The organism is Nocardia neocaledoniensis (genome assembly GCF_029868625.1).
Classification (GTDB): Bacteria; Actinomycetota; Actinomycetes; order Mycobacteriales; family Mycobacteriaceae; genus Nocardia; species Nocardia neocaledoniensis_A.
This window is the reverse complement of record NZ_JARWOJ010000091.1, coordinates 33,768-59,773: the sequence shown is the minus strand read 5'-3', so window position 1 is coordinate 59,773 and position 26,006 is coordinate 33,768. Positions and strand designations below refer to the sequence as shown.

Below are 26,006 nucleotides of genomic sequence, written 5' to 3'. Positions count from 1 at the left end.
TGTCGTCATCACTCGTCGAGCTTCGATGCCATCACCGCGGCCTGCGTGCGGCGTTCAACCCCGAGTTTCGTGAGCAGCCGGGACACATAGTTCTTGACGGTCTTCTCCGCCAGGAACATGCGCGCGGCGATCTGCCGGTTGGTCAGTCCTTCGCCGAGCAGGGCGAGCAGAGTCCGTTCCTGCTCGGTCAGTGTGGCCAGCGGGCCGGTCTTTCCTGCTGCCTCCGAGCGCAGCTTGGCCATGAGCGCGGCCGCGGCCCGGTTGTCCAAGAGGGATTTCCCGGCGCTGACATCGCGGATGGCGGCGATCAGCTCGAGGCCCTTGATGTCCTTGATGACATACCCACTGGCGCCCGCGAGGATGGCGTTGAGCATGGCTTGCTCGTCGGTGAACGAGGTGAGGATCAGACACCGGAGCTCGGGATTCGCCGACAGCAGCTCACGGCACAGCTCGATCCCGTTGCCGTCGGGGAGCAGCACATCGAGCACTGCGACCTCCGGACGCAGCGCCGGGATGCGAGCCAGTGCCTGTGCGCAGCTGCCTGCCTCGCCGACGACCTCGAGGTCGGGCTCCAGGTCGATGAGATCGGCTACGCCGTGCCGGACGATTTCGTGATCGTCGACCAAAAAGACCTTGACCATGAGTGCGGACCTTTCGTGTGCTGTGACTGTTCCAGCCTACGGCGCTGTGGTGCGGATCGCCCGATGCTGTGCGCTCGATGATGGTCGCTGGGTCGCGGCCGAGCGACGAGGACCGGCAGCGGGGCGTTGTCGAGAACCGCCCGACTCACCGACCCCAGAGTGAACCCCGCGATTCCGCCGCGCTCGCGGCTTCCGAGGACGACCAGCTGGGCATCGTCGGCCGCGTCGAGGATCTGTCGTGCCGGATCGCCTTCCGCGACGACCCGGCGCACTCTGATCTGCGGGTGTTCCTGGGCATATCCGGCCAGGTTCGCCGCCAACCCGGCCTGTGCCGCCTGGTGCTCGTCGTGCCCCGCCGCGCGGTCGCCGGTTCTGGTCCACGCCAGCAGGGCCACGACATCGACACCGCGCGCCGCGGCCTGCGCGAACGCGACCTCCACCGCCCGCGCACTGGCCACCGATCCATCGACACCGACCAGGATCGGACGGCTGTTGTCGGGGGCGTGTCCGGCGGGAACGATGACCACGGGGCACGTCGAGCGCCGCACGAGCGCCGCGCTGACCGAGCCGAGCACCGCGCGGTCGAAGACGTCCATTCCACGAGTGCCGAGGACGAGGAGCCGCGCCGATCGCGAACGCTTCGCGAGGGCGCGGACGGGGGCAGGCCATGCGAGTTCGGTCGAGATCTCGACGCTGCGCTCTCCGGCGGCTCGCCGTGCCGCACGTTCGGCGGCGGCGAGCGCGGCGGCGCCGTCGTCCCGGAAGGACTGGTTGTGCAGGCCCACCTCGCCGAGCCGGGGGCCGAGGTCCCATCCGGTGCCGATCGCGTGCACCAGGTGCAGTGGCGCGTGGTGCAGAATTGCTTCCTGTGTAGCCCATCCGACCGCCGCCAGTGCGGGTGCGGAGCCGTCGACACCGACGATGATCGGCTGCACGCGTCGTGGTGTCATGGCTGGTGCACCCCGGTCTCGCCAGTAGTGCGACGCGCCTGGTGCTCCGCTCGCTGCGCGATTCCACGCAGCATCTTGCGCTCCATCAGCAGGCTGGCCGGTGTCATGATCGTGGCGTAGAGCAGACGAAGCGTGCGTGAGTCAGGTCCGAGGAGTCTGTTCCGGCTGATCAGCCGGGTGCCTCCGGCCGCTGGGGTGAGCAGGAACGACCAGGTCCAGTCGCTGGTGTCGGCGGCCCAGACGAGCGCACGGGCCGGCTCGATGTACTGGACGCGCATGATCGGTCCGGAATCGCCCAGGGTGAGTGCGTCTCCGACAGCGAGGTTCTGATAAGCGGGCAGGATCTCGCGGGAGCTGTGCATGTCGAGGCCGAAGAGGTTCTCGATCCAGTCGTAGGTGTAGGCGCCGGCGCGGCCGGGCCCCATCTGGACGAGCCACGGCCAGACAGCAGCGGGGGGCGCCGCGATACTCACCGCACGTGTTGTCTGCAGGCGGGCCTCGGGAAGCAGATCGTCTCCGTACATCGGCGCGGCGGCCTCAGCCGTGGTAGCACCCCAGGTCGAGCAGCGGCGACGGCGGTGTGTGGTCATGCCGGTGACGATCTGAACGGCACCGCCGCGGAGCCGGTGTGCAAGCCTGGGCGGCGGAGCCGGTAGGCCAGCAGGCACACCGCCAGTCCGAGCAGCCCGAAGACTGGCTGCAGCCAGTTGAACCGACCGATCACGAACGGCTGGACCGTGACCCAACCCACCAGCAGGACGCCGCTGCCGACGCCCACCATCGGCGCGATCGGGTCGGCGCGGACGGTGAGGACCGCGGTGGCCGCCATCGGCGCGCCGACGATCGTCGCCAACAGCAGGCCGGCCAGGACCGGACTGGTGAACGGGAGGCGTGCGGTGATCTCGGCGCCGAGGTCGGCGCCGCCGCCGACGAGACCCACAGCGCCCACGAAGGCCCACAGGGCGACGAATCCGGCACTGCCGACCAGACCCGCGCGCAGAGCACGGCGAGTCTTGCGTTGTTCGAAAGTGGACATGGTGTGACTCCTGGTGAGCTATCGGCCCCAGCCGAGCACGTCGGGCAGAGGTCGGCGAGGCGTGGGCGGCGGCCGGCGGTCGTCGGGGGCGAGGCCGATGCGCAGGACGACCTGCGGTACCCCCGGATGACCGATCAGACTGCTGAGCAGGCGCCGTCCCGCGGACAGTTCGGTGATATGGGTCAGCGCACAGGTCGACAAGCCGGACGCCGTGCACTCGAGCAGCGCCGCCGACAGCGCCTCGCCGGTACGCAGCCACGTCTCCGGCGCCTCGTCCGTCGCGGTGAGCACGGCCAGATGCGCGTGATCGCGCAGCTCACCTCGGCGGGCGGGAACCTTCGGATGTGGGAAGTCACGAACGACGCCGACGCGGCCCGCTTCCGACTCCGACACCAACGCCGAGGCCGGCACACCCTCCGCGACCGGAGAATGTCCCGACCACCAACGGATTTCGGCCTGATACTCCATGTCGTACCGGCGCAGTGCCTCGGAGTGTTCCGAGGCGAGCGACAGTCGTGCCCGTGCGTCCTCGTCGAGGATGTCGAGCGTGAGGCCGTGCTTGCTGACGAGTTCTTCCAGCGCCAAGCGCACCGAGGCCCAGCCGCTCGGCTCGGCCATGGGCAACCGGTCGGTGTACCGGTACTCGATCGCCTCGGCTCGCCGGAGTACTGCCGTGGGCGGGTCGTGCCAGGGGCGGAAATCGAGGGTCGCGAGCAGGTCGGGCTGGGCGGGGTCGGGGAATCGCTCGACATCTGCGTGCCAACGTAGTGACGCGAAGGCGGTGCGGGCGTGCTGCAGTGCGGCGCCACAACTGATCACGGCCTGGCGTCCGTGCGGGTCGACGGCGGACAACTGCCTGTCGAGGTCGCGTCGCAGAGACAGCCGCGTACCGTCGAAGTCCCATCGCCACGGCTGTGTGTTGTGGATCGACGGAGCGCGGCACGCCAGCTGAATCCCTGTTCGGACCACCGAACGGTGAGGGGCCACGGGGGCTGGATCATTGCTCATATCAGCCAGTGTGCTCGGGACAGGCGGCCCACCGAGACGGCCATTGCGCCCGTGTGGTGAGGACCAAATGCCCTCGGAGCGGCCAGTGGTGTCGGCACGTCGACCATCTCGCCGGTCACAGCGAGCGAGGGCAGAGTCCCGAGGCCCGCGTCGGCAGGTCTTTCGTCATGGCGATCGGGGCTTTCGAGCGAGGACCGTGACGGGCGAACGGCACTGTGCCGCGGGGGCCGGGGGCGCGATGGTGAAAGGCGCGGAGAGTGACCGCCACCGGACACATGGAGGAGATCGTGATGACCATCGAGACTCGAACGGACGCCCAGGCAGTGCCCGTGAGAGAGCGAGCGAAGGTCAGTCGGATGCTGGCCGCCTACCTGCACGCGCAGCGGGAAACCATCATGGATGGGCAGATCGCCGCGGGCCATGACGATCCGGACTCGGTGGTGGGCATGGTGAAGGCGGCGCGCCGGGCCCGCTGCGCGCTGAGCGCGCACCCGAAGGCAGTCCGCAGGCAGTCGGAGGTCCGTCGGCTCATCGAGGAATTGCGGTGGCTGGGTATCACCACCGGTGCCGCGCATGATCTGCGAGCCCAGTCGGCGCGACTGCACGCGGCGGTGGATGTGCTGCGCCCGCGATATGTCCGAGGCCCGGTGCGAGACAGGATGGCCGACTATTTCGACGTCCGTGTTCGTCCGGCCTGGATCGCGGCGCGGGACCTGCTCGCCTCGCCCCGCTTCGCGTCCGTCATCGAGGACCTGATGGCCGAGGAACGATTGCTGCAGACCGGTGTGGTGCCCGGGATCGACGACCCGGACAACACCCTGGTCCTCGACGCGCTGCTCGGCCGGGTCCGGCGACGGATGCGCAAGATCGGCTCGGCCAGGGATGAGGACGCCACCGATGCCGCGATGCACGATCTCCGGAAATCGGTGCGGCGCACCCGGTACTACGTGGAGTCGGTGCGCGATCTGGATCCCGCACGAAGCGACCAGACCATAGCCGGGCTGGTCGCTGTGCAGGATCTGCTCGGCGAGTACCAGGACGCGGTGGTCGCCAAGCATCATCTGATCCAGATCACGCGGGAAGCCGAGAACGCGGGGGAGTCCACCTTCACCTACGGGCTGCTACTGCAGCGCGAGGTCGATCGCACCGCTGAGCTCGCCGAGACACTGCCCGGCACATACTGGCGATCATTACGCGGGGCCCGGGTCATGGCCGACATCCACTCGAACACCGAGGACGCCTCTCCGCGACAGACTCCGTGAGGCGCGTCCGGGCCGTCAGCGCACGACGATGACGTCGACGAGGACGAAGGCCGCCACCGCGAAGATCAAGAAGGCGAACCACCTCTGCGACCGCGCGACGTCGACGCGTTGCCCGTAGCGGCCCGCGACGAGCGATCCGCCGACGGCCGTCGCGGCGAAGGCCGCGGTGGCCCGCCAGTCGAGACTGAGATCACCAAGGTAGGCGAGGAGTCCCGAGGCCGAGTTGGCGGTGACGATCACCAGGGATGTGCCGATAGCCACCGACATCTCGATGCCGAGCAGCAGGACGAGGGCGGGGACGATGAGAAAACCACCGCCGACCCCGAACAGGCCGGTCAGAAAACCGACACCGAGCCCGACCGGAACTGCGCGCGAGGTGCATCGACGCCAGTTGACGGTCGATCCGTCCGCTCGGCACGCGGTGCCGATGCCGTCCTCACTCGCGAGCATTCGAGCTCCCGCGGCGACCATGACGACGGCGAACCCGGCGAGGGTCAGCGACGGTGGCAGGAAGCGGTTCGCCGCGCTCCCGGCGAACGCGGCAGGCAGTCCGGTCACGGCGAACACGCCCGCGATCCGCCACTGGACCAGGCCGGATCGCATCTTGGGGACGGCGCCCACCATTGCGGCGACGCCCACCACCAGCAGCGACATCGGAACTGCCTGTCCGAGCGGGAGCCCGAGTCCGTAGACGAGCCCGGGTACGGCGAGGATCGATCCACCGCCGCCGAGCAGACCGAGCAGGATTCCGATGACAGCACCCAGCAGCACGGAGGTGAGGATCGTCATCGGTGACTCCCCCCGGACTCCGCACTCTCGCGGTCAGTCGCCGGCGGACAGTGCATCGATCGCGGACTGCAGGCGACGGCCCGCGTCATCGGCGATCGGGGCGAGCGCGGGTTCGTCGGTGACCTGCACGAGCAGTTGCGGATTCATCGCCTCCACGCGAACCGTGCCCGGAGCGGCAGGGTCTTCGCGCACGATGACGTTGCACGGCAGCAGTAATCCGATCTGCCGGTTCACCTCCACCGCGCGCTGTGCGAGCGGCGGATTGCAGGCGCCGAGGATCAGGTACCGCTCCATGTCGGCGTCGAGTTTGGCCTTCATGGTGGCCTGCATGTCGATCTCGGTGAGTACTCCGAAACCTTGTTCCTGTAACGCGGTTCGGGTCCGAGCGACGGCGTCGTCGAACGAGAGCGTCAGTGTGGTGGATAATGCGAAGTTCATCGGTGGTTCTCCTCGGTCGAGGATGGTGGTGGGGGAGTCCACGGCTGGTGTCAGGCGAGGGCGAGGAAGAGCTTTTCGAGCTCGGCTTCGCTCATGGGTTCCTTGCCGTCGGCGGCGTCGCCTGCCAGGCATTCGCGCAGTCCGCTGGCGACGATCTTGAATCCCGCCTTGTCCAGTGCGCGTGACACGGCCGCGAGCTGCGTGACGACATCCTTGCAGTCGCGTCCGTTCTCGATCATCGAGATCACCCCGGCGAGCTGCCCGTGCGCGCGGCGCAGCCGGTTGAGTACCAGCGCGATGCTCTCGTCATTTCCGACCATGGCGATTCCTTTCTCGGACCTGCCCCCAACTATACCCTAGGGGGTATGTGTGGGGCTGTAGCACGCACCACACATACCTCCGTCACCTCAGCCGTGCGAGAAGGTGACATTCGGTAGGGCGCGGCGTAACCAGGCGGGTGACCACCAGGCGGCATGGCCGGTCAAGCGCAGCAACACCGGCAGCAGGATCAGGCGGATGAACACCGCGTCCAGCAGCACGGCGACGCCGAGGATGATTCCCATCTCCTTGGGTGGCAACGGCTCCGCGAGCGCGAAGGTGAAGAACACCGCGACCATCACCGCCGCGGCGGCCGCGATGATGCGGCCCGCATGGGCCAGGCCCAGGACATGCGCGACGTTCGGATCGCCGGATTCCTCATAGTGCTCCTTGGCGGTCGCGAGCAGGAAGACCGTGTAGTCCATCGCGATGGCGAAGATCATCGCGAAGAAGAACACCGGCCCCCAGCCGTCCAGAAAGCCCTGCGGGGTGAATCCGAGCAGGCTCGCGCCGTGGCCGTCCTGGAAGATCAGCTTGGCCACGCCGAACGCCGCCGCGGTAGAGAGCAGGCTCACCACGGTCCCGAGAACGGCGATGAGCGGAGCCTGGAGCGCGACCAGCAACAGCGCGAAGCCGAGCACGAGGATGACGCCGATGATCACCGGCAGGTAGTCGTCGAGGGCTTGCTGAAGGTCGAGGTTTTCCGCCGGTGCGCCGCCGACCAGCGCCTGCGGGGGTAGATCGGCGCGCAGGCGATCGAGGATCGCGGCCATCGCCACATCCGACGGGTCGACGGCCGGGATCGCCTGCAGCATCACATGGTCGGAGCCGTCGGCGCTCGGCATCGGCGGGGTGACCATGGCGATGCCCTCGGTCGTCCTGGCTGTGGTGGCGGTGGCCTCGGCATCGGCCGTGGGGGTGATGATCTGGAACATGCCGGGCGCCCCCTCGCTCATCTGCTCCTGGATCAGTTCGTAACCCTGTCGCACCGAAGATTCGGCGGGCACGACCTGTATCGAGGGCATGGCCACCTTCAGGCCGAGTACCGGCAGCGCCAACGCCGTCAGCACCAGCAGGGAGCCGATGGCGAAGGGCCAGGGATGCCTGTGCAGCAGATTGCCCCAGGACTCGAACCGGGGCGACCGGTGCTGCTGGCGGGTGGCGTAGGGCAGCGATCCGGCGTTGATCTTGGGGCCGAGCGCGCCCAGTGCCGCCGGGAGCAGGGTCAGCGTCGCGGCGAGCACGAATGCCACGGCGAGCATGATGCCCACGGCCATGGTCCGTACCGCGGGCGCGGGAACGAGCAACACGGCGGACAGACTCACCAGCACGGTCACGCCGGACAGGACGACCGCCTTGCCCGCGGTGTCCATCGTCTCGGCGACGGCGTCAGGGGTACCTGCGGCCTTTCGCAGTGCATCGCGGAACCTCGCGACGATGAAGAGGGCGTAGTCGATGCCGAGTGCCAGGGCGAACATCATGGCGAAATTCATCGCCCACACCGAGATCGGGGTGGCGGAGTTGAGCAGCACCAGGCCGCCCGCGGAGGCCACCAGACCTGCGAGGGTCAGCAGCAGTGGCAGGCCCGCCGCGACCAGCGAGCCGAACGCGAGCACCATGATCGCCAGTGTGACGGGCCAGGAGAGCATCTCCGCCTTGATCATGGCGTCGTGGTTGGCCTCGTTGAACTCGCTCCACAGTGCGGACGCGCCGGTGGGATACACCTCGATGTCCGTCGTCGACAGCGCGGTCAACTCGCTCCCGAGGTCGTCGACCGCCTTGACCATCTCGTCGGTGCTCGCGGCGGCGCCGGCGATCAGGACGCCGGTATGACCGTCCGGGCTGATCGTCATCCCGGGTTGGGGAACGATGACGTCGCCGAAGCGGTCATCGGCCTGGAACTGGGCGATGACCCCGGTGATGACCTGCTGCACCGCCGGATCGGTCACGGGTGCGGAGTCCGAGTGCACGACCACCTGCACCGCGGCGGAGGAATTCCCGCCGAAGTGCTGCTGTGCCAGCTCGCGGACGCGCACCGACTCCGAGCCGTTGGCCTGCCAGCCGGCGCCCGCCAGGGAGTTGAACACGCCCGGCGCCGCGGCGCCGAGAGCGACCAGCGCGATCAACCACACACCGAAAACCCATTTCGGGTGCGTGGCCATCCGCGCTCCCCAGCGGGCCAGCGCCCCGCCTGGGATTCCCGGCGGTGCGGATCCGTGCTCGGGTTTCGATGGCGTCGGCGACTGTTCGCCGAGGTATGTGGTGTTGTTGCTCAATGCGAGGTTCCTTATACGGGAGGGGGTATATTTCCGGGCGAGATCCGCCCCTGCGGAGTGGGGAATCGACTGCGAGGCGGCAGGTCGAGCGGTGCCGCCGGTCGTCACTCGGCCCGGCGGCTCATCGCGCGCCCGGTTCGGGTGTTCAGCGGCCCAGGATGCGGCCGAGGATTCCGCGGTTACCGGCGCGGTCGGTGTGTGTCTCGCAGGTGCACCGCCGCGATGGGGGCACTGAATTCATCACGCTGGCGACGTGCGATCCGCAGCCGTCCCATGTGGTCTTCTTGCAGGTCGAGCAGGTGACTGGGTAGCACATGAGCTCCTCCTCGGAGATGTGGAGATCTGAAATCAAGATACCCCGGGGGGTACTTGCATACCCTAGGGGGTATATGGCAACCTGTCCACAGCGGCAGTGAGAAACATGTCGTCGCGAAATGGAGGAAGCGTGATGATTCTCGAGCAGTACTACCTCGAATGCCTGTCCCATGCCTCGTACCTGATCGGCGACGAGAGCACCGGACGGGCCGTCGTCGTCGATCCGCGGCGCGACGTCACCGAGTATCTCGACGACGCGCGGCGATTCGGGCTGACGATCGAAGGCGTGATCAACACGCATTTCCATGCGGACTTCGTCTCCGGGCATCTCGAGCTGCTCGAGGCGACCGGTGCGTGGATCGGATTCGGTGCCGCGGCCGAGACCGCCTACCCGATTCGCCGGCTCGCGCACGGCGAACGTGTCTCGCTGGGCGAGGTCGAGTTGGAGGTGTTGTCGACTCCCGGGCACACCTGGGAATCGATCAGCCTGTTGGTGCGCGACAACCCGACGGCCCGGCCGACGGCGGTGCTGACCGGTGACTCTCTCTTCATCGGGGATGTGGGCCGACCCGACCTGGTCAACCTCGGTGACGGCTCCACCGCCGACCTCGCCAGGGCGATGTACCGCACCATCCACGAAACACTGCTGACGCTGCCGGATTCGGTGATCGTCATGCCCGCGCACGGCGCGGGTTCCTCGTGTGGAAAGAATCTCTCCGCGGAGCTGACCTCGACGATCGGGGAGCAGCGCAGAACCAATCCGTCGGTGCGGCCGATGAGTGAGGAGTCCTTCGTCGCTTTGATCACCCACGGTCAGCCGGCGGTCCCGGAGTACTTCCATGTCGACGCCGCCCTCAACAAGGGCAACCGGGCTGTGCTGGATCCGAGCCGCGCCATCCCGTCCTGCACCGCGCGGCAGGTTCGCGACGAATTGACTTCCGGAACGATCGTTCTCGATGCCCGTACTCCCGAGGATTTCGCCGCCGGGCACCTGCGCGGATCGGTGAACGTCGGCTTCGACGGCCGCTTCGCCGAAACCGGCGGCATGGTGGCCGAGATCGGTGACCGCATCGTGTTGATCGCCTACCCCGGCGAAGAACAGGACGCCGCGCTGCGACTGGCGCGAATCGGGTCCGACGAAGCGGTCGGGTACTTCACCGTGGACCACGACGGTGTCTTTCCGGCAGACCTGACGGATCTCGTGCAAGCGGCGCCGAGGACGACCGTCGAGCAGTTGCGACAGCTGCTCGACGCCGGCCGGGTCGCCCTCGTCGACGTCCGAAACCCCGGCGAGCGGGAGTTCGGATACATTCCCGAAGCGACCTCGATTCCGTTGGCGCAGTTGCGGTCCAGGATCGCGGAGCTGCCCGCGGGTGTGCCGATCGTGGTGCACTGCGCGGGCGGCTGGCGCTCGAGCGTCGCCGCGTCGCTGCTCCGATCACTGGGCGTCGACCAGGTCAGCGACCTGGTCGGGGGTTACAACGCGTGGATCGATCACCTGGCAGCGGCGGAGGCCTGACTTCGGCATCGCCCGGCGTCGACTCGCCGTCCCGACCGGAGACCTTGTCCCGGCTCGCCCGAGAAATATAATCGCCAGGTGTGGTCCCGGGCCGTTGTTGCGGGCCGCTCGGTCGTCAACCGATACCCGCTGAACTCGGGAGGTGGAGAACGGCAATCTGATTCCGGCCGTTCATCGGCGGCTGTTCGAACTCGGTCGGGGTGACAGAGGACCCTCTCGCGCCGGGCCGAAGGGCCCTGGGCGCGAAGGTGCCAGGTGACGAGGATTGCCGGTGTCGACCCGGTCCGGTCAGGAGGCGCACATGCACAGGGAATCCGACGAGGCGCCTTCGGCCCGCCGTGGCGGCACCATGGGCAGCAATGTCCTCCCGACCGATTCGCCTCCAGGCTCCGGACGGCGCCGTGGATTCAATCTCGCACTGGCGACCTGGGTTTCGGCGATCAACTTCTGGGCCTGGAATATGATCGGCCCCTTGTCGACCACGTACGCGGGTGACTTGTCGCTGAGTAGCGCCGAAACTTCGCTGCTGGTCGCCACGCCGATTCTGGTTGGCTCGTTGGGTCGGATCGGAGTCGGTGCGCTGACCGACCGATTCGGTGGACGAATCATGTTCATCGCCGTCTGTCTGGCTTCGATTCCGCCGGTTCTCGCCGTGGGCGCGGCGGGTACCGCTGGTTCCTATCCGCTGCTGTTGGTTTTCGGTTTCCTGCTCGGCATCGCCGGCACGGTTTTCGCAGTGGGTATCCCGTTCGCCAACAATTGGTTCGAACCCTCGCGGCGCGGATTCGCGACCGGAGTTTTCGGGGCAGGAATGGTCGGCACCGCGCTCTCCGCATTTTTCACACCACGGTTCGTGAACTGGTTCGGCTTGTTCGCCACACACGCGATCGTCGCCATCGCCCTCGCGGTCACTGCCATCGTGTGCGTTCTGATGATGCATGACTCCTCGGATTTCCATCCGAGTACCGATCCCGTCGTGCCGAAACTGGTTGCCGCGGTGAAGCTGCGAGTGACGTGGGAGATGGCGTTTCTCTACGCCGTCGTCTTCGGCGGATTCGTCGCGTTCAGCAACTATCTCCCCACCTACATCAAGACGATCTACGGATTCGCCGCCGTCGACGCCGGGGCACGGACAGCGGCCTTCGCGCTCGCGGCGGTCATCGCTCGGCCGATCGGCGGCGCCCTGGCCGACCGCATCCCACCGAAATACGTCGTCCTGGCCTCGCTGGCCGGCACGGCGGCGATGGCGGGGGTCGCCATCGCGCAGCCGCCACCCGATGTGTGGTCGGCCGCCACGTTCATTCTGCTCGCCGTATTCCTGGGAGTGGGTACCGGCGGCGTGTTCGCCTGGGTGGCTCGGCGGGCCCCGGCCCGGTCCGTCGGCTCGGTCACCGGTGTCGTCGCCGCCGCCGGTGGCCTCGGTGGCTACTTTCCACCGCTGGTCATGGGGGCCACCTACGACCCCGTCGGCAACGACTACACCATCGGCCTGCTGCTCCTCGTCGTGACCGCGATGCTCGCGCTGGTCTTCACCACGATCAAACTGCATGCGCGGGAGCCGGTTTCGCCGGCCGAGGCCTGACCGCATTCGAAGGAGTTCTCTGTGACCACACATCACACCGGTGGCCCGATCGAAGAGCTGTTGGTCAGCAGCGCCCGGTATTTCCTCCGCGGTACCGCGTCCGCGGACGGGCGCGTCGTGACTCGCGAAGGTGGTCGTGCGGGCGATGTCTTCTATCGCGAGCGCTGGAGTCACGACAAGGTGGTGCGTTCGACGCACGGCGTCAATTGCACCGGCTCGTGTTCCTGGAAGATCTACGTCAAGGACGGCATCATCACCTGGGAGACCCAGGAGACCGACTACCCGAGCGTCGGACCCGACCGGCCGGAATACGAACCCCGTGGTTGCCCTCGCGGAGCGGCCTTCTCCTGGTACACCTACTCACCGACTCGCGTGCGTTACCCGTACGCACGCGGAGTTCTCGTCGAGATGTATCGCGCGGCGAAAGAGCGCCTGGGCGATCCGGTGCTGGCTTGGGCCGACATCCAGAACGACCCGCGGCGGCGCACCCGATATCAACAGGCCAGGGGCAAAGGCGGTCTCGTCAGAATCAGCTGGACCGAAGCGGCCGAGATCATCGCCGCGGCCCATGTCCACACGATCAAGGAGTTCGGACCCGACCGCGTCGCGGGTTTCTCCCCGATCCCGGCGATGTCGATGGTGTCCTTCGCGGCCGGTTCACGGTTCATCGAGCTCATCGGTGGCGTGATGACCTCGTTCTACGATTGGTACGCCGATCTTCCGGTCGCCTCGCCGCAAGTGTTCGGGGACCAGACCGATGTGCCCGAATCAGGCGACTGGTGGGACGCGTCGTATCTGATGATGTGGGGTTCCAATGTGCCGGTCACCCGAACACCGGACGCCCATTGGATGGCCGAGGTCCGCTACCGCGGTGCCAAAGTGGTCAGCATCAGCCCCGATTACGCGGACAACACCAAATTCGCCGACGAGTGGATGCCGTGCGCTGCGGGGACCGATGGCGCGCTGGCGATGGCGATGGGACACGTCCTCCTCACTGAATGCTTTGTGCGCAAACGTGTTCCGTTCTTCGTCGATTACGTCCGCCGTTACACCGATTTACCGTTCCTGATCACCCTCGAGGAACGCGGCGACATGCTGGTCCCAGGGAAGAACCTCACTGCCGCGGATCTCGGGCACGCGGTGGACAACGCCGCGTTCAAGCCGGTACTGCTCGACAGCGCCACAGACACCGTCGTCGCACCGCACGGGTCGCTCGGATTTCGCTATGGGGAAGCCGGCGTCGGGAAATGGAACCTCGACCTCGGCGACCTCGAACCAGCGCTGACGGTGCGACGTGCGGAGCCGGGCACCGAGGACACCGCGACGATCCACCTACCGAGCTTCGACACGGTGGACGGTCGCGGTACGAGCATCGTCCGTGGTGTTCCCGTTCGCCGGGTCGGCGAGCATCGGGTGTGTACCGTCTTCGATCTCATGCTGGCTCAGTACGGTGTGGCGCGGCCCGGCTTGCCGGGACGGTGGCCGTCCGGCTACGACGACCCGACTTCGGCCTACACCCCCGCGTGGCAGGAACCCATCACCGGAGTTTCCGCCGAACAGGCGATTCGCATCGCGCGGGAATTCGCTGGCAACGCCGAGGAATCCGGTGGGCGCTCGATGATCATCATGGGAGCGGGCATCTGCCAGTGGTTCCATGGGGACGCCACCTACCGCGCGGTGCTGGCATTGCTCATCCTCACCGGATCGATGGGGCGCAACGGCGGCGGTTGGGCGCACTACGTCGGGCAGGAGAAGTGCCGTCCGGTCACCGGGTGGGCCGCGATGGCGATGGCGACGGACTGGGCACGTCCGCCTCGGCAGATGGCGGGTACGTCGTACTGGTATGTCCACACCGACCAGTGGCGCTACGACGGGTACCGCGCCGATGCACTGGCGAGTCCGCTGGGGCGCGGCCGATTCCGGGACAAGCACACGATGGATGTGCTGGTTTCCGCGGTGGCCATGGGGTGGACGCCGTTCTACCCCCAGTTCGACCGTTCGAGCCTCGAGCTCGCCGAGGAAGCGCGCGCGGCGGGGAAGGAGATTCCGCGCTATGTCGCCGAGGGACTGGCCGACGGCAGTGTGAAGCTCGCCGTCACCGATCCTGACGACCCACGGAACTGGCCTCGTGTACTGAGCGTGTGGCGGGCCAACCTGCTCGGATCGTCCAGCAAAGGGAACGAGTACTTTCTGCAGCATCTGCTGGGGACTTCGTCGAATCTGCAGGCGCGACCGGCCGGTACGGAAATGCATCCGCGCGAGGTAGAGACGTCGCGCCCGGTGCCGGAGGGCAAACTCGATCTGCTCATGTCGATCGACTTCCGGATGACGTCGACCACGTTGCTGTCCGACGTCGTGCTGCCCGCGGCGACGTGGTACGAGAAGGCCGATCTGTCGAGCACGGACATGCACCCCTATCTGCACGCGTTCACGGCGGCGATCGATCCACCCTGGGAGACTCGCTCGGACTACGAGGCATTCGGCGCGATCGCGCGCGCGTTCAGCGCGCTCGCCGGCAGCCACCTGGGTATCCGTACCGACGTGGTCATGACGACCCTGCAACACGACACCGCGGCGGCCATGGCGTATCCGAACGGTACCGAACGCGATTGGCGGCGCACCGGCGAAGTCCCGGTGCCGGGAAAGACGATGGGCCCGTTGACGGTCGTCGAGCGCGACTACGCCGCGATCGCCGACAAGTGGGCCGCGCTCGGCCCACTTGTGGACTCGCTGGGATTGAACACCAAAGGGGTCGTGACGAAACCGATCCAGGAAGTACGCGAGCTCGCCCAGAAGTTCGGAGTGCTGGACTCAGGTCCGGCGGAGGGAAGACCCGCTGTCACTACCGCTGAGCGGATGGCCGACACGATTCTGGCGCTCTCGGGAACCTCGAACGGCCGCCTGGCCGTCGAGGGATTTCGTGAGCTGGAGAAACGGACCGGTCGTCCGCTGGTCCATCTGGCCGAAGGCAGCGAGGAGCGCCGTATCACCTACGCCGACACCCAGGCTCGACCGGTTCCAGTCATCACGAGTCCGGAGTGGTCGGGTAGCGAGACAGGCGGCCGCCGGTATGCGCCTTTCACTGTGAATATCGAAGAGCTCAAACCGTTCCACACGCTCACCGGCCGGATGCACTTCTACGTCGACCACGACTGGGTGGAGGAACTGGGGGAACAGCTGCCGACCTACCGGCCGCCGCTGGATATGGCCCGCCTGTTCGACGAAACAGCCCTCGGCGCGCAAGGCCGCGAGGGTGTCGGGTTGACCGTTCGGTATCTCACGCCGCATTCGAAATGGTCGATCCACTCGGAGTACCAGGACAACCTGTTCATGCTCTCGCTGTCGCGAGGCGGCCCGACCATGTGGATGAGCATGGCGGACGCGGCGAAGTTGGCGGTGCGGGACAACGAGTGGGTCGAAGCCGTGAACCGTAACGGCGTGCTGGTGTGCCGCGCCACGGTCTCGCACCGGATCCCTGAGGGTGTCGTGTTCGTCTATCACGCCCAGGATCGGTTGATCGATGTGCCATTGAGCGAAACCACCGGCAGGCGTGGCGGCATCCACAACTCGCTGACCAGGCTGCTGGTCAAACCGAGTCATCTGGCGGGCGGTTACGCCCAGATCGCGTACGCCTTCAATTATCTCGGGCCCACCGGGAACCAACGCGACGAAGTCACCGTGGTGCGTCGCCGGTCCCAGGAAGTGAGCTACTGATGACGTCGACGACGCGGCACGGCGGTGGGAAGCGGGTGATCGCTTCATGAAGGTGATGGCGCAGCTGGCGATGGTCATGAACCTCGATAAGTGCATCGGGTGCCACACCTGCTCGGTGACCTGCAAGCAGACATGGACCAATCGACCCGGTACCGAATATGTGTGGCTCAACAACGTCGAGACGCGGCCGGGCCAGGGATATCCACGCACATACGAAGATCAACAGCGATGGCGCGGCGGATGGATTCGTGACCGGCGCGGTCGGCTGCGTCTGCGCGACGGGGGACGGCTGAGCAAACTCGCCCGAATCTTCGCCAATCCGAAAATGCCCGCACTCGCGGACTATTACGAGCCGTGGACTTATGACTACGACAACCTGATCGCGGCCCCAGCCGGTGAACACATGCCTGTCGCGCCACCGCGAAGTCTGATCAGCGGCAAACCGATGAAGGTCGCCTGGTCGGCGAACTGGGACGACGATCTGGGCGGGTCGCCGGAGATCCTGCCCGAGGACCCGATCCTGCAGAAGGTGGGCGAGCAGGTACGGCTGGAACTCGAACAGACATTCATGTTCTACCTGCCACGTATCTGTGAACACTGCCTCAATCCTTCGTGCGTCGCGTCGTGCCCGTCCGGCGCCATGTACAAGCGCACCGAGGACGGCATCGTGCTGGTCGATCAGGATCGTTGCCGTGGCTGGCGGATGTGTGTGTCCGGTTGCCCCTACAAGAAGGTGTACTTCAATCACAAGACCGGCAAGGCGGAGAAGTGCACGTTCTGCTACCCCAGGGTCGAGGTGGGTTTACCGACAGTCTGTTCGGAGACCTGCGTCGGACGTCTTCGCTACATCGGTCTCGTTCTCTACGACCTGGACCGTGTCACCGACGCGGCGTCGGTCGAAAACGATACCGATCTGTACGCGGCACAACGCGATATCTTGCTCGACCCCCATGATGGCGAGGTCGTCGCCGGTGCGCGCGCCGCGGGGATATCCCAGGAATGGATCCAGGCGGCGCAACGGTCCCCGATATACGCGCTCATCCATACCTACCGAGTCGCCCTACCCCTGCACCCGGAATACCGCACTTTGCCGATGGTCTGGTACGTCCCGCCGTTGTCGCCGGTCGTCGATGCCGTGAGCCGCGATGGCCACGACGGTGAGGATCTCGGCAACCTGTTCGGAGCGCTCGACGCGCTGCGGATACCGATCCGGTATCTGGCCGAACTGTTCACCGCCGGTGATACCGAGGTCGTCGCTGATGTCCTGCGACGATTGGCGGCCATGCGGTCGTATATGCGAGACATCAATCTCGGCCGTGCGACGCAACCGCGTATCCCGGAAGCGGTCGGTATGACCGAGGAGCAGATGTACGAGATGTACCGGTTGCTCGCTCTGGCCAAGTACGACGAGCGCTACGTGATCCCGACCGTGTACGCCGAGGAAGCGCATCGACTCGAAGAGACGGCCACCGAATGCGCGCTGTCCTTCGACGGTGGACCTGGCATGTACGAATCGGGGCCGTTCGGCGAAGCGAGCGGGCGGCCCGTACCCGTGGCGGTCGAGACCTTCCACGCGCTGAAACAGCGGCAGACCACCGAAGGCCTGGCAGCGAACAGTACCCGGCCGTCGCGGGTCAATCTGCTCAACTGGGACGGCAAAGGAGTGCCGGAAGGCATGTTTCCCGGGGCTGCCACCGATGATCGCGGCGGGGACCGATGAGGGCGTGGTTCACCGGACAGGATCGCAACCACCTGCAGTACAGGCTGATACGGCAGGCTGCCTCGCTGGTCCTGTCCTACCCCGGCGACCGGCTGAGCGACCGACTCGATCTGGTGGATTCGCTACTCGATCATGTCACCGGCGAACCGCGCCGGATGCTGACCGGCACCGTGGAGGCGCTGCGTGGCTTGGACGCCTTTGCGGCGCAATCAGAATATGTGGCCACCTTCGATCTGAGTCGTGGCACGACCCTGTATCTCACGTACTGGACGGCGGGCGATACCCGAAACCGCGGGTCGGCCATGCATGCCTTCGCGCAGGCTTATGGCCGGGCCGGACACCGAGCGCCGGGCGCCGAGGCGCCTGATCACCTGACTGTCGTACTCGAATTCGCCGCGACGGTCGATCCCGCGGCCGGGGAACGGTTACTCACCGAACACCGCGTCGCACTCGACATCCTGCACGGCGCTCTGACCGAGAGCGGATCACTGTACGCACCGACCGTCGGCGCGGTGTGCGCGACACTACCGCCGGTCACCGACCAGGAGCTTCGCCGCGCGCGCCGTCTCGCCGAGACCGGACCGGCGGCGGAGGCGATCGGGCTGCAGCCGTTCACGCTGACCGTACCGCCGCGCCGCGCCGACTCCTCCGCGGATCGCCGAGCCGAAGGAGCCCGATGATGTCGTTCGGTGAGATGTTCTGGGACATCGCCCCATACGTGACGCTGGCGATCGTCGTCGTCGGCAGCTGGTGGCGGTACCGCTACGACAAGTTCGGCTGGACGACCCGGTCCACGCAGCTGTACGAAAGCCGGCTGCTGCGTATCGCGAGTCCGATGTTCCACTTCGGTATCCTGGTGGTGATCTTCGGCCATGTCATCGGTCTGATCATCCCGCAATCGTGGACCGACGCCATGGGATTGAGCCAGCACGCCTACCACGTGCAAGCGATCACGCTCGGCACGATCGCCGGCGTCACCACCTTGTCGGGGATCGTGCTGTTGATCTACCGCAGGCGGACACAGGGCCCGGTCTTCCTCGCGACCACCATCAACGACAAGATCATGTACCTCGTCCTGGTCGCCGCTCTGGTGGCAGGACTGGCGACCACCATGATGGGCTCGGGGGTGGTGGGGGAGGAACACAACTACCGGGAGACGGTGTCGCCGTGGTTCCGGTCCGTCTGGATCCTGCAGCCCCGCGGCGATCTGATGGTGCAAGCACCCGCGTCGTTCCAGGTGCATGTGTTGATCGCGCTGGCACTGTTCGCCCTGTGGCCGTTCACCCGGCTGGTGCATGCGTTCAGCGCGCCGATCGGCTACCTTTTCCGTCCCTACATCGTCTACCGCAGCCGTGAGGCCCCCGCGGCCGATCAACTCGTGGGCTCCCGTCCTCGACGGCGGGGGTGGTAGCGCCCGGCTCTACGACCCCCGCCGCCGGCGTTCACCCCTTTCGGGTGAGGGGCACGGCGCGCGGGAGTGCGATCCTGCGTGTATCAGTCCGGCCGAGCGAGGAGCCTCCGATGAGCACAGTGGTCGATGTCGACAATTTCACCAGGGTCGAGACGGACACGATGATCATGAACATGTTGCCCATCATCGGCGGGCTCGGCGTGTTCCATCACGACCGTGCCCTGGCTCCGCTCGACGAGCAACCGGTGATCCGCCAGAACCGGGACACGCTGTACTCGGTCGCGGTCGTCTCGATCGCGGAGGGTGGTGCGGCGCTGGTGGTTCCCGATTCCGGGAAGCGCTATCTGTCGGTGATGGTGATCAACCAGGACCATTACATCAACAGGGTGATACACCGTGCGGGCACTTATGCATTGAACCGCAGCGAATTCGGCACCGACTATCTCGTCATCGCCGCGCGCATCCTCTTCGATCCCGACGACCCGCGAGACCTGGCCGAAGTGCACCGGCTCCAGGACGGTCTGGCCCTGGACGCCGGAGTGCAGCGTGATTTCGAGTACCCCGAGTACGACCGAGACAGCCATCGACAGGTTCGTGACGCGCTGCTCGTCCTGGGCCGAACGATGAAGGGCTTCACCAGATCGTTCGGCAGTGCCGAGGAGGTCGACCCGGTCCATCATCTGATCGCCACCGCGTCGGGGTGGGGCGGTTTGCCGGATGCGGAAGCGGCCTACATCAATATCGAGCCGGATCTGCCGGTCGGCCGCTATCGCATGACCTTTCGGAATGTTCCCGCTGATGCGTTCTGGTCGCTCAGTGTCTACAACGCGGACGGCTACTTCGAACCCGGCCCGAGCGGGGTCACCAATGTGAACTCGGTGTTCGCGGTCCCCGACGAGGATGGCGCGACCACGATTCATCTCGGCGAGTACGACGCGTCGGTGCCCAACGCGGTCCCCACTCCCGAAGGCTGGAACCTGTTGATCCGGCTCTACCGGCCGCGGTCGGCAGAACTCGCCGCGTGGACTGTTCCGAAGATCGAGCCCGAGTGATCGCCGCGTCCGTGCTCGTCAGTCGCCGGCGTGGACCGCGGCGTCGCAGGACAGCCCCATGTCCCAGCTCTGCCCGGGCCCCAGGGTGCGCTCCTCATCCTCGACGTACAGGCGGATGGGCGGCGCGGCGCTGGGGTGCAGACGCAGCGTGATCCGGCTGTGTGTGACGGTGATGGTGATCGGTTGTCCCCGGTAGGAGACCGTGAACTCGGTGCTGGCGAGCTCGGCGGGCAGGACCGGGTGCAGCCGCAGTGTGTCGTGGCGGGTTTCGATGCCGCTGTAGCAACGCAGCACCATGTCGGCGGTGCCCGCCATGGCGCCGATGTGCACGCCCTCGCGGGTGGTGCCTCGTTGTGTGTCAGCCAGATCAGCGCGCAGGGCCTGCGCGAACAGCCCCCATGATCTCGTGCGATCGGTGCGAGCGAGTACCCAGGCGTGTGCGAGGCGGCTCAGGGTGGAGCCGTGGCTGGTGCGGGCGATGTAGTAGTCGACGGTGCGGGGGATGAGCTCTGGCGGTAACGCGTAGCCGAGGTGTTCGAACACTTCGCGCAGCTCCTCAGCGGAGAACAGGTAGAACAGCATGAGAACGTCGGCCTGCTTCGACACCTTGTAGCGGTTGGTCGTGTCGCCTTCCGCGTGCAGTATCAGGTCCAGCCGTTCGATGTGGCCGTAAGCCGCGCGGTAAGCGTCCCAATCGAATTCGTGCAGATCCTCATAGCCCTGGAACTGACTGATGACGCCGTCATGATGGAACGGCACGCGGAGGCGGCGGCTGACCCGATCCCAGCGCACCGGCTCCTCGGCGGTGAGCTGCAACCGCTCCCACAAGGGTCCGCAATCCACACCGTCGAGCAGAGCGAGAACCTCACGAGCGCGTCGCAGCACCCAGGAGGCGAGCACATTCGTATAGGTGTTGTTGCGGATCCCTTGTCCAGGAGCGTCGGGGTACCCGTCGTGGAATTCGTCGGGTCCCATGACGCCATCGATGTCGAAACGGTCGTCGTCGGAGTCGTGGACCGCGAGCGCGCTGAACAGCCGTGCGACCTCGATCAGCATCTCCGCGCCGTGGTCGATCAGGAATCGGAGATCGGCGGTGGTCTGGTAGTACTGCCAGACGCTGTAGGCGATCGCGAGGCCGACATGCCACTGCCGACGCGAGTTGTCCGGCATCCACCGGTCGTTCCGGGGATTGAATAGCGTTGTCGGTGTTTCCTCGCGGCCGTCACTACCGCTCTGCCAGGGATACAAAGCGCCGGGAAGCCCTGCCGCGCGGGCGGCGTCGCGGGCGCGGTCGAGCCTGCGATGCCGGTACTGCAGGAAGGCGCGGGTGAGTTCGGGACGGCGCAGGGTGAGCATCGGATAGACGAATAGTTCGTCCCAGAAGATGTGCCCTCGATAGGCCTCCCCGTGGAGTCCGCGGGCGGGCAGGCCCGCGTCGGTGTCGGGATGGGCGGCGATGGTCGCCTGCAGGACATGGAAGACATGCAGGTTCAACGCGAGCCGGTCGTCCTGGCCGTCGCCGAGGTCGATACCGAAGCGGTCCCACAGCTGCGCCCAGCCTCCGACGTGTTTCGCCAGCAAGGTGGCCAGGTCCGGCGCTCGGGCGATCAGTGCGGCGGCCTCGTCAGCCGGGGTCGACAACGCGCGGTCCCGTGAGGTGGCCACCGCCGCGATCTTCTCGACCGTCACCGCGACCGCCGGCCGGAGCGGCACGACGAGCTCGTGACCGAGCAGATGGTCGTCGGTGAGTGCCGTGCGTTCTATCTCGGCGGGAACGCCGACGCGAGTCCGGATCGCTGTGGCGATCGTGACGCGGGATTGCGTGGTGATCGCTTCGTAGAGCACGGTTTCGGGGTCGAGCTCTCGGCGCGTGCCCGGTACCAGGTGGTCGGGGACGAGCGCCCGGTCCGCCGCCACATTGCGATTGCCGACGTGGCCGTTGATCGCGGAGCTGACAACCACCGTCCCGGACCAGTTCTCGGCTTCGATGGTGAGTTCGACCGCGGCCAAGTGCTTGTCGACCACCGAATGAAACCGTCGGCTGGTGATCCGGGTGAGCCTGCCCGCGTCGTCGCGGTAGCGGTCGATGGTGGTCAGCACTCCCGCTCGAAGATCGAGATTCTGATGGTGGCTCAGCGATTGTGGCGCCCCGGGTGTCAGCACCGTTCCGTCCGCGGTCCTGACCGCGAGATAGGTCCAGTCGGGGGCGTTGACGAGATGCTCGGTTTCCGTCGGCTGACCAGCGATCCGCGAAACGGTGCGGTTGTAGACGCCGGCGAGATAGGTGCCCGGGTAGTGGACGCCGTCCACGGTGGTGCCCGCGAGGGACCCGCGCGAAGCCCAGTACCCGTTTCCGGTGGTACACAGCGCTTCCCGGGTACCTTCCTGGGTCGGGTCGTAGTCGTCGTAGAACAGATTCCAGCCGCCGGGTTCGGCGGTCGTGGCGCCGCCGCACCATCGCGGTGGGGGTGCCGCTGGATAGCCGGGGCTGGGAATCAAAGGGAGATCGGCCAGATCGGTGACGACGACATCGGCCCCCGCCGCGTTGAGCGCCGCGCCGGAGCCGGTGCGGTCGACGCCGATGACGAGCCCGAATCCGCCCGTATCGGCCGCTTGGACGCCGGCGGTGGCGTCTTCGAGCACCACGATCTCGTTCGGGTCAACGCCGAGGCGGCGCGCGGCTTCCAGGAACATCGCGGGGTCGGGTTTACTCGCCAAGCCGAGACGCACGGCGTCGCCGCCGTCGACGACGACGGTGAAGGCGTCGGCGACGCCGCCTGCGGTGAGGACAGCGGAGCTGTTGCGGCTCGCGGTCACCAGTGCTGTCGGCACGCCCGCCGCACGCAGGCCCGTGAGCAGTCGCCTGGCGTCGGTGAAGACACGAACTCCGGAGCGAGCCAGGGCCTCGGTGAACAACGACTGCTTGCGCGCGGCGAGGCCGCAGACCGTCAGCTGTTCAGGTCCGTCGTCGGGCGTCCCGGGCGCCAGGTCGATCCCACGCGCCGTCAGGAATTTCCGGACGCCCTCCTCACGGCTGCGACCGTCGACCAAGTTGTGATAGTCGCGATCGGGATCGAACGGCGGCAGTTCACCGTCGCCGAGCGCGGGCAAGGCCTCGTCGAACAGCGCCTTCCACGCGGTCGCGTGCACCGTCGCGGTATCGGTGACCACACCGTCCATGTCGAAGACGACCGCGCGGTAGCCATTGGCGGTCCGCGCGGGTTCCGTCATGTCCATTCGGGCGGTCGCCTCGGGACCCGTCCGGCCGAACTCATCACCTCGTCCCACCATCCCTGGAGGGGACTCGGTTCGGGCCACCTCACCGCCGTCGCTGATCCGGTGCGGTCGTGGAGCAGCGGGGGAGTGGGGTCTTCGCCGGGCACGAGCGACATGGATACCTCCTCGGGGACTGGGCCGTTGTCTCAGTCTGGAATGTCGCGGGAAACACGAGAAGTGCCGGAAGTCCGCGCCCGCCGGGCCGCACGGCCCTTCCTGTGCCTGGCCGGGTTCCGATTCTGTCGAACGCCCGCGGTCGCGGATCGACGCGATATGGCCTACTCCGGGAGGCTGCACCACCGGCAGTGAAGCCGGATGTGGGGTACGCGCCGAACGGGAGGGACGAAAGTCCTTTGGACCTGTGCCCAATGTGCCGAACCGGCCGGTATTGGGGCCCTGCCCGAGCGCGCCCGGGTCGGCGAGTCTGATCAGGTGAGCCAAAAGGAGAACACCATGTTGCAGAGCGCGGAACCGTTGGACTCGGTTGTTCGGATCTCGGTGGGGCGGCATGTTTCCGCCGCCGCGACGGAGTACGCCCGCGAGAAGATCGGCTCGGCATTGCGGTACGCGTCGGAACCGGTGCTGTCGGTGCGGGTTCGGCTCGTGGGTCACGCGGACCCGGCGGTCGTGGAGCCGATCATGGCGCAAGCGAATGTCAACATGGCCGGAGTCGCGGCGCGTGCCCAGGTGACGGCCCCGACCACGCGCGAAGCCGTCGATGCGCTGGCGGACCGGTTACGTGTGCGGTTGGAGCGCATGTCGCGGCGCTGGGAAGTCCAGCGCGGTGGTGCCCACCTGTCCGCGGACGCGACGGGCTGGCACCACGGGGCAGTGCCACGGCAACGGCTGCCCTACTTCCCCCGCCCCTTGGAAGAACGAGAGATCGTGCGGCGCAAGTCGTTCGCTCTCGCGGAGGAGACCTGCGACGAAGCGGCCTTCGATATGGCGTTGCTGGACTACGACTTCCACTTGTTCACCGAATCCGGAAGTGGTGTCGACAGCGTCCTGTACCGGTCGGGCCCCACGGGACTTCGGCTGGCCCAGCTCGACCCGCGACCTGATCAGGTGAGCGCGGGCAGAGAAGCCGTCTCGATCAGTTCCGCGCGCGCACCCGAGCTCGGTGTGGACGCCGCGGTCGACCGGCTGGAGGTGACGGGATGGCCGTTCGTGTTCTTCCGTGACCCTGAGCGGGGCCGAGGCCAGGTGCTGTACCACCGCTACGACGGGCACTACGGCCTGCTCACACCCGCGGCGGTGTAGATGCGGACCACCGGCATGGTGCACGCCGCCGATCATCGAGGAGCGTCGTGACTGACCTCGCGGCGAGAGCGACACCGACAATGCGGGAACGCGAGATCGTGATGTCGGACGGGGCGCGGTACTCGATCTTGTGGGCGGCGGCCGAACCTGGCTCGGGTGTCCGGGCGACCGCGGTGCGCGGTGGTCGGCCCGATCTGGCGGGCGAGCGGTTGTCCCGGATCTTCGCGCCTACGCTGCTGCTGGTCGGCGGCGTGGATCCGCGGGTGCGTGCGGGAAACCTCGACGCGGCGGACTCATTGGGTGGCGAGGTCCGGATCACGGAGCTGACCATGCCGGGGCGGTCGTCGTGTGCCGGTCAGTTGTCCTGGCGGGCAGCGTATTCGGCGGCGGTGTGGTTCACCGAGCGTCTGAGCGCCCCAGCGGAAACGGCTGGGAGCACCGGCGGGCGAAGGAGTTGAGAATGCCGACCGAGCCGGACCCGGTCGTGGCACGGCTGCTCCGCTCCGAGGAGCCGTCGGTCCGCTGGCGCACTTTGCTCGGTGTGCTCGGACTCGCGGCCGCGGATCCCGCGGTCGCCGCGGCTGCCGCGGCGGTCCCCGGCAACGAGCGCGTGCGGTGTCTGCTGTCGGAACGACTCACCGACGGCACGCTGCCTTTCCACCCCTACAGCGCGAAGTGGCGAGGGGCCCACTGGGTGCTGGTCGCGTTGGCCGAACTCGGATACCCGGCAGGTGATGACTCGTTGGTGCCCTTGCGCGAACAGGCCCTGGACTGGGTGCTGTCACCGGAGTACGAGCGGCGCCACATCGGCCGCGTTCGGGGTCGGGAGCTGCCGACGTTGCACGCCTCCATCGAGGGAAACCTGGTCTGGGCGCTGCCGCGGTTGGGATTGGCCGACGAACGGGTCGACCGCCTTGTCGCTCGGCTGCTCCGCGCGCAATGGCCCGACGGCGGCTGGAACTGTGATCGGCGAGCGACCGGTCGCGTGTCGTCCTTCGGTGAGAGCCTCGTGCCGCTGCGGGCTTTGAACGCCTATGCCCGCACCACCGGAGACCCCGAAGCTCGGGCGGCGGTCCTGCGCGCCGCCGAGCTGTTCCTCGGCCGTCGCCTGTTCCGCCGCCGCACCGACGGCTCCGTTATCGAACGGTCCTTTCTCGCGCTGCACTTTCCGTGCTATTGGCACTACGACATCCTGTTCGCGTTGTCAGTGCCGAGGCCGAGCTGATCGGTGACCCACGCTGCGCCGAGGCTCTCGACGCGCTCGAGGCGAAGCGCTTGCCCGATGGCGGTTTTCCCGCGGAAGCCAAGTTCTATCGCGTCAGCTCCGCCCACCCCGGTGGCGGGTCGTCCCTGGTCAGTTGGGGTCCGACCAGTCGCCGGTTGCCGAACGAATGGGTGAGTTGCGCGGCGCTCACGGCGCTGACGGCGGCTGGGCGCTG

General features: G+C 67.1%; 21 protein-coding genes. 11 read left to right on the top strand and 10 right to left on the bottom strand.

Translation table 11 applies throughout. The annotated features are described in order from the left end of the window. Positions 1-8: 8 nt before the first annotated feature. The 5 genes from QH270_RS06260 to QH270_RS06240 are packed head-to-tail and all read right to left on the bottom strand — an operon-like array spanning position 9 to position 3,635. The gene (locus QH270_RS06260; protein ID WP_280339445.1) at positions 9-641 is read right to left on the bottom strand and encodes a response regulator transcription factor; all 633 of its coding nucleotides are present in this window, start codon (positions 639-641) and stop codon (positions 9-11) included. Then, positions 590-1,591 carry a universal stress protein gene (locus QH270_RS06255; protein ID WP_280339444.1) on the bottom strand — a complete coding sequence of 334 codons (1,002 nt, stop codon included), beginning with the start codon at positions 1,589-1,591 and terminating at the stop codon, positions 590-592. The genes QH270_RS06260 and QH270_RS06255 overlap by 52 nt, the downstream gene beginning before the upstream one ends. Beyond that, the gene (locus QH270_RS06250) at positions 1,588-2,181 is read right to left on the bottom strand and encodes an SRPBCC family protein (RefSeq protein WP_280339443.1); all 594 of its coding nucleotides are present in this window, start codon (positions 2,179-2,181) and stop codon (positions 1,588-1,590) included. Before QH270_RS06250 ends, QH270_RS06255 begins: the two co-directional genes overlap by 4 nt. Continuing rightward, positions 2,178-2,627 (bottom strand): hypothetical protein, encoded by a 450-nt coding sequence (locus tag QH270_RS06245; RefSeq protein WP_280339442.1) that lies wholly within the window; start codon positions 2,625-2,627, stop codon positions 2,178-2,180. Before QH270_RS06245 ends, QH270_RS06250 begins: the two co-directional genes overlap by 4 nt. Positions 2,628-2,645: 18 nt before the next feature. Further along, positions 2,646-3,635, bottom strand: coding sequence for an Acg family FMN-binding oxidoreductase (locus tag QH270_RS06240; RefSeq protein ID WP_280339441.1), 990 nt, complete (start codon positions 3,633-3,635; stop codon positions 2,646-2,648). A 257-nt stretch (positions 3,636-3,892) separates the two neighbouring features. Here QH270_RS06240 and QH270_RS06235 point away from each other — a divergent pair, with 257 nt between their 5' ends. Next, positions 3,893-4,897, top strand: coding sequence for a CHAD domain-containing protein (locus QH270_RS06235; RefSeq protein WP_280339440.1), 1,005 nt, complete (start codon positions 3,893-3,895; stop codon positions 4,895-4,897). A gap of 15 nt (positions 4,898-4,912) precedes the next feature. Here QH270_RS06235 and QH270_RS06230 read toward each other — a convergent pair whose 3' ends face one another. The 4 genes from QH270_RS06230 to QH270_RS06215 form a co-directional block, all read right to left on the bottom strand. Beyond that, positions 4,913-5,686 carry a sulfite exporter TauE/SafE family protein gene (locus tag QH270_RS06230; RefSeq protein WP_280339438.1) on the bottom strand — a complete coding sequence of 258 codons (774 nt, stop codon included), beginning with the start codon at positions 5,684-5,686 and terminating at the stop codon, positions 4,913-4,915. Positions 5,687-5,719: 33 nt separating this feature from the next. Beyond that, the gene (locus QH270_RS06225; RefSeq protein WP_280339437.1) at positions 5,720-6,124 is read right to left on the bottom strand and encodes a DUF302 domain-containing protein; all 405 of its coding nucleotides are present in this window, start codon (positions 6,122-6,124) and stop codon (positions 5,720-5,722) included. Between the two features lie 50 nt (positions 6,125-6,174). Beyond that, a complete protein-coding gene (locus QH270_RS06220) occupies positions 6,175-6,444 on the bottom strand; it encodes a metal-sensitive transcriptional regulator (RefSeq protein ID WP_067487809.1) in 270 nt (89 codons plus the stop codon). An 87-nt stretch (positions 6,445-6,531) separates the two neighbouring features. Next, positions 6,532-8,718: an MMPL family transporter gene (locus QH270_RS06215; RefSeq protein WP_432420304.1), complete on the bottom strand. Its 2,187-nt coding sequence runs from the start codon at positions 8,716-8,718 to the stop codon at positions 6,532-6,534. A gap of 448 nt (positions 8,719-9,166) precedes the next feature. Here QH270_RS06215 and QH270_RS06210 point away from each other — a divergent pair, with 448 nt between their 5' ends. The 7 genes from QH270_RS06210 to QH270_RS06180 all read left to right on the top strand — a co-directional run bounded on the left by QH270_RS06210 (position 9,167) and on the right by QH270_RS06180 (position 20,031). Then, positions 9,167-10,552 (top strand): MBL fold metallo-hydrolase, encoded by a 1,386-nt coding sequence (locus tag QH270_RS06210; RefSeq protein ID WP_280339455.1) that lies wholly within the window; start codon positions 9,167-9,169, stop codon positions 10,550-10,552. Positions 10,553-10,901: 349 nt separating this feature from the next. Next, positions 10,902-12,134: an MFS transporter gene (locus QH270_RS06205; protein WP_280339454.1), complete on the top strand. Its 1,233-nt coding sequence runs from the start codon at positions 10,902-10,904 to the stop codon at positions 12,132-12,134. 21 nt (positions 12,135-12,155) lie between these two features. Further along, positions 12,156-15,848, top strand: coding sequence for a nitrate reductase subunit alpha (locus QH270_RS06200; RefSeq protein ID WP_280339436.1), 3,693 nt, complete (start codon positions 12,156-12,158; stop codon positions 15,846-15,848). Between the two features lie 46 nt (positions 15,849-15,894). Further along, on the top strand, positions 15,895-17,568 hold the full coding sequence (gene narH, locus QH270_RS06195) for a nitrate reductase subunit beta (RefSeq protein ID WP_280339435.1): 1,674 nt from the start codon (positions 15,895-15,897) through the stop codon (positions 17,566-17,568). Then, the gene (gene narJ / locus QH270_RS06190; protein WP_280339434.1) at positions 17,565-18,248 is read left to right on the top strand and encodes a nitrate reductase molybdenum cofactor assembly chaperone; all 684 of its coding nucleotides are present in this window, start codon (positions 17,565-17,567) and stop codon (positions 18,246-18,248) included. Before narH ends, narJ begins: the two co-directional genes overlap by 4 nt. Further along, the gene (narI, locus tag QH270_RS06185) at positions 18,248-18,979 is read left to right on the top strand and encodes a respiratory nitrate reductase subunit gamma (protein WP_280339452.1); all 732 of its coding nucleotides are present in this window, start codon (positions 18,248-18,250) and stop codon (positions 18,977-18,979) included. The genes narJ and narI overlap by 1 nt, the downstream gene beginning before the upstream one ends. A 110-nt stretch (positions 18,980-19,089) precedes the next feature. Further along, complete coding sequence (locus QH270_RS06180) at positions 19,090-20,031, top strand: DUF1214 domain-containing protein (RefSeq protein ID WP_280339433.1); 942 nt, start codon at positions 19,090-19,092, stop codon at positions 20,029-20,031. An 18-nt stretch (positions 20,032-20,049) separates the two neighbouring features. Here QH270_RS06180 and QH270_RS06175 read toward each other — a convergent pair whose 3' ends face one another. Beyond that, positions 20,050-23,268, bottom strand: a complete 3,219-nt coding sequence (locus tag QH270_RS06175; RefSeq protein WP_280339432.1) for a beta-phosphoglucomutase family hydrolase — start codon at positions 23,266-23,268, stop codon at positions 20,050-20,052. A 492-nt stretch (positions 23,269-23,760) separates the two neighbouring features. On the opposite strand from QH270_RS06175, the gene QH270_RS06170 reads away from it, so the two are divergent. The 3 genes from QH270_RS06170 to QH270_RS06160 are packed head-to-tail and all read left to right on the top strand — an operon-like array spanning position 23,761 to position 25,792. Further along, a complete protein-coding gene (locus QH270_RS06170) occupies positions 23,761-24,567 on the top strand; it encodes a ribosome hibernation promotion factor (RefSeq protein ID WP_280339431.1) in 807 nt (268 codons plus the stop codon). Positions 24,568-24,614: 47 nt separating this feature from the next. Further along, a complete protein-coding gene (locus tag QH270_RS06165) occupies positions 24,615-25,025 on the top strand; it encodes a hypothetical protein (protein ID WP_280339430.1) in 411 nt (136 codons plus the stop codon). 2 nt (positions 25,026-25,027) lie between these two features. After that, positions 25,028-25,792: a hypothetical protein gene (locus tag QH270_RS06160; RefSeq protein ID WP_280339429.1), complete on the top strand. Its 765-nt coding sequence runs from the start codon at positions 25,028-25,030 to the stop codon at positions 25,790-25,792. Positions 25,793-26,006 lie beyond the last annotated feature (214 nt).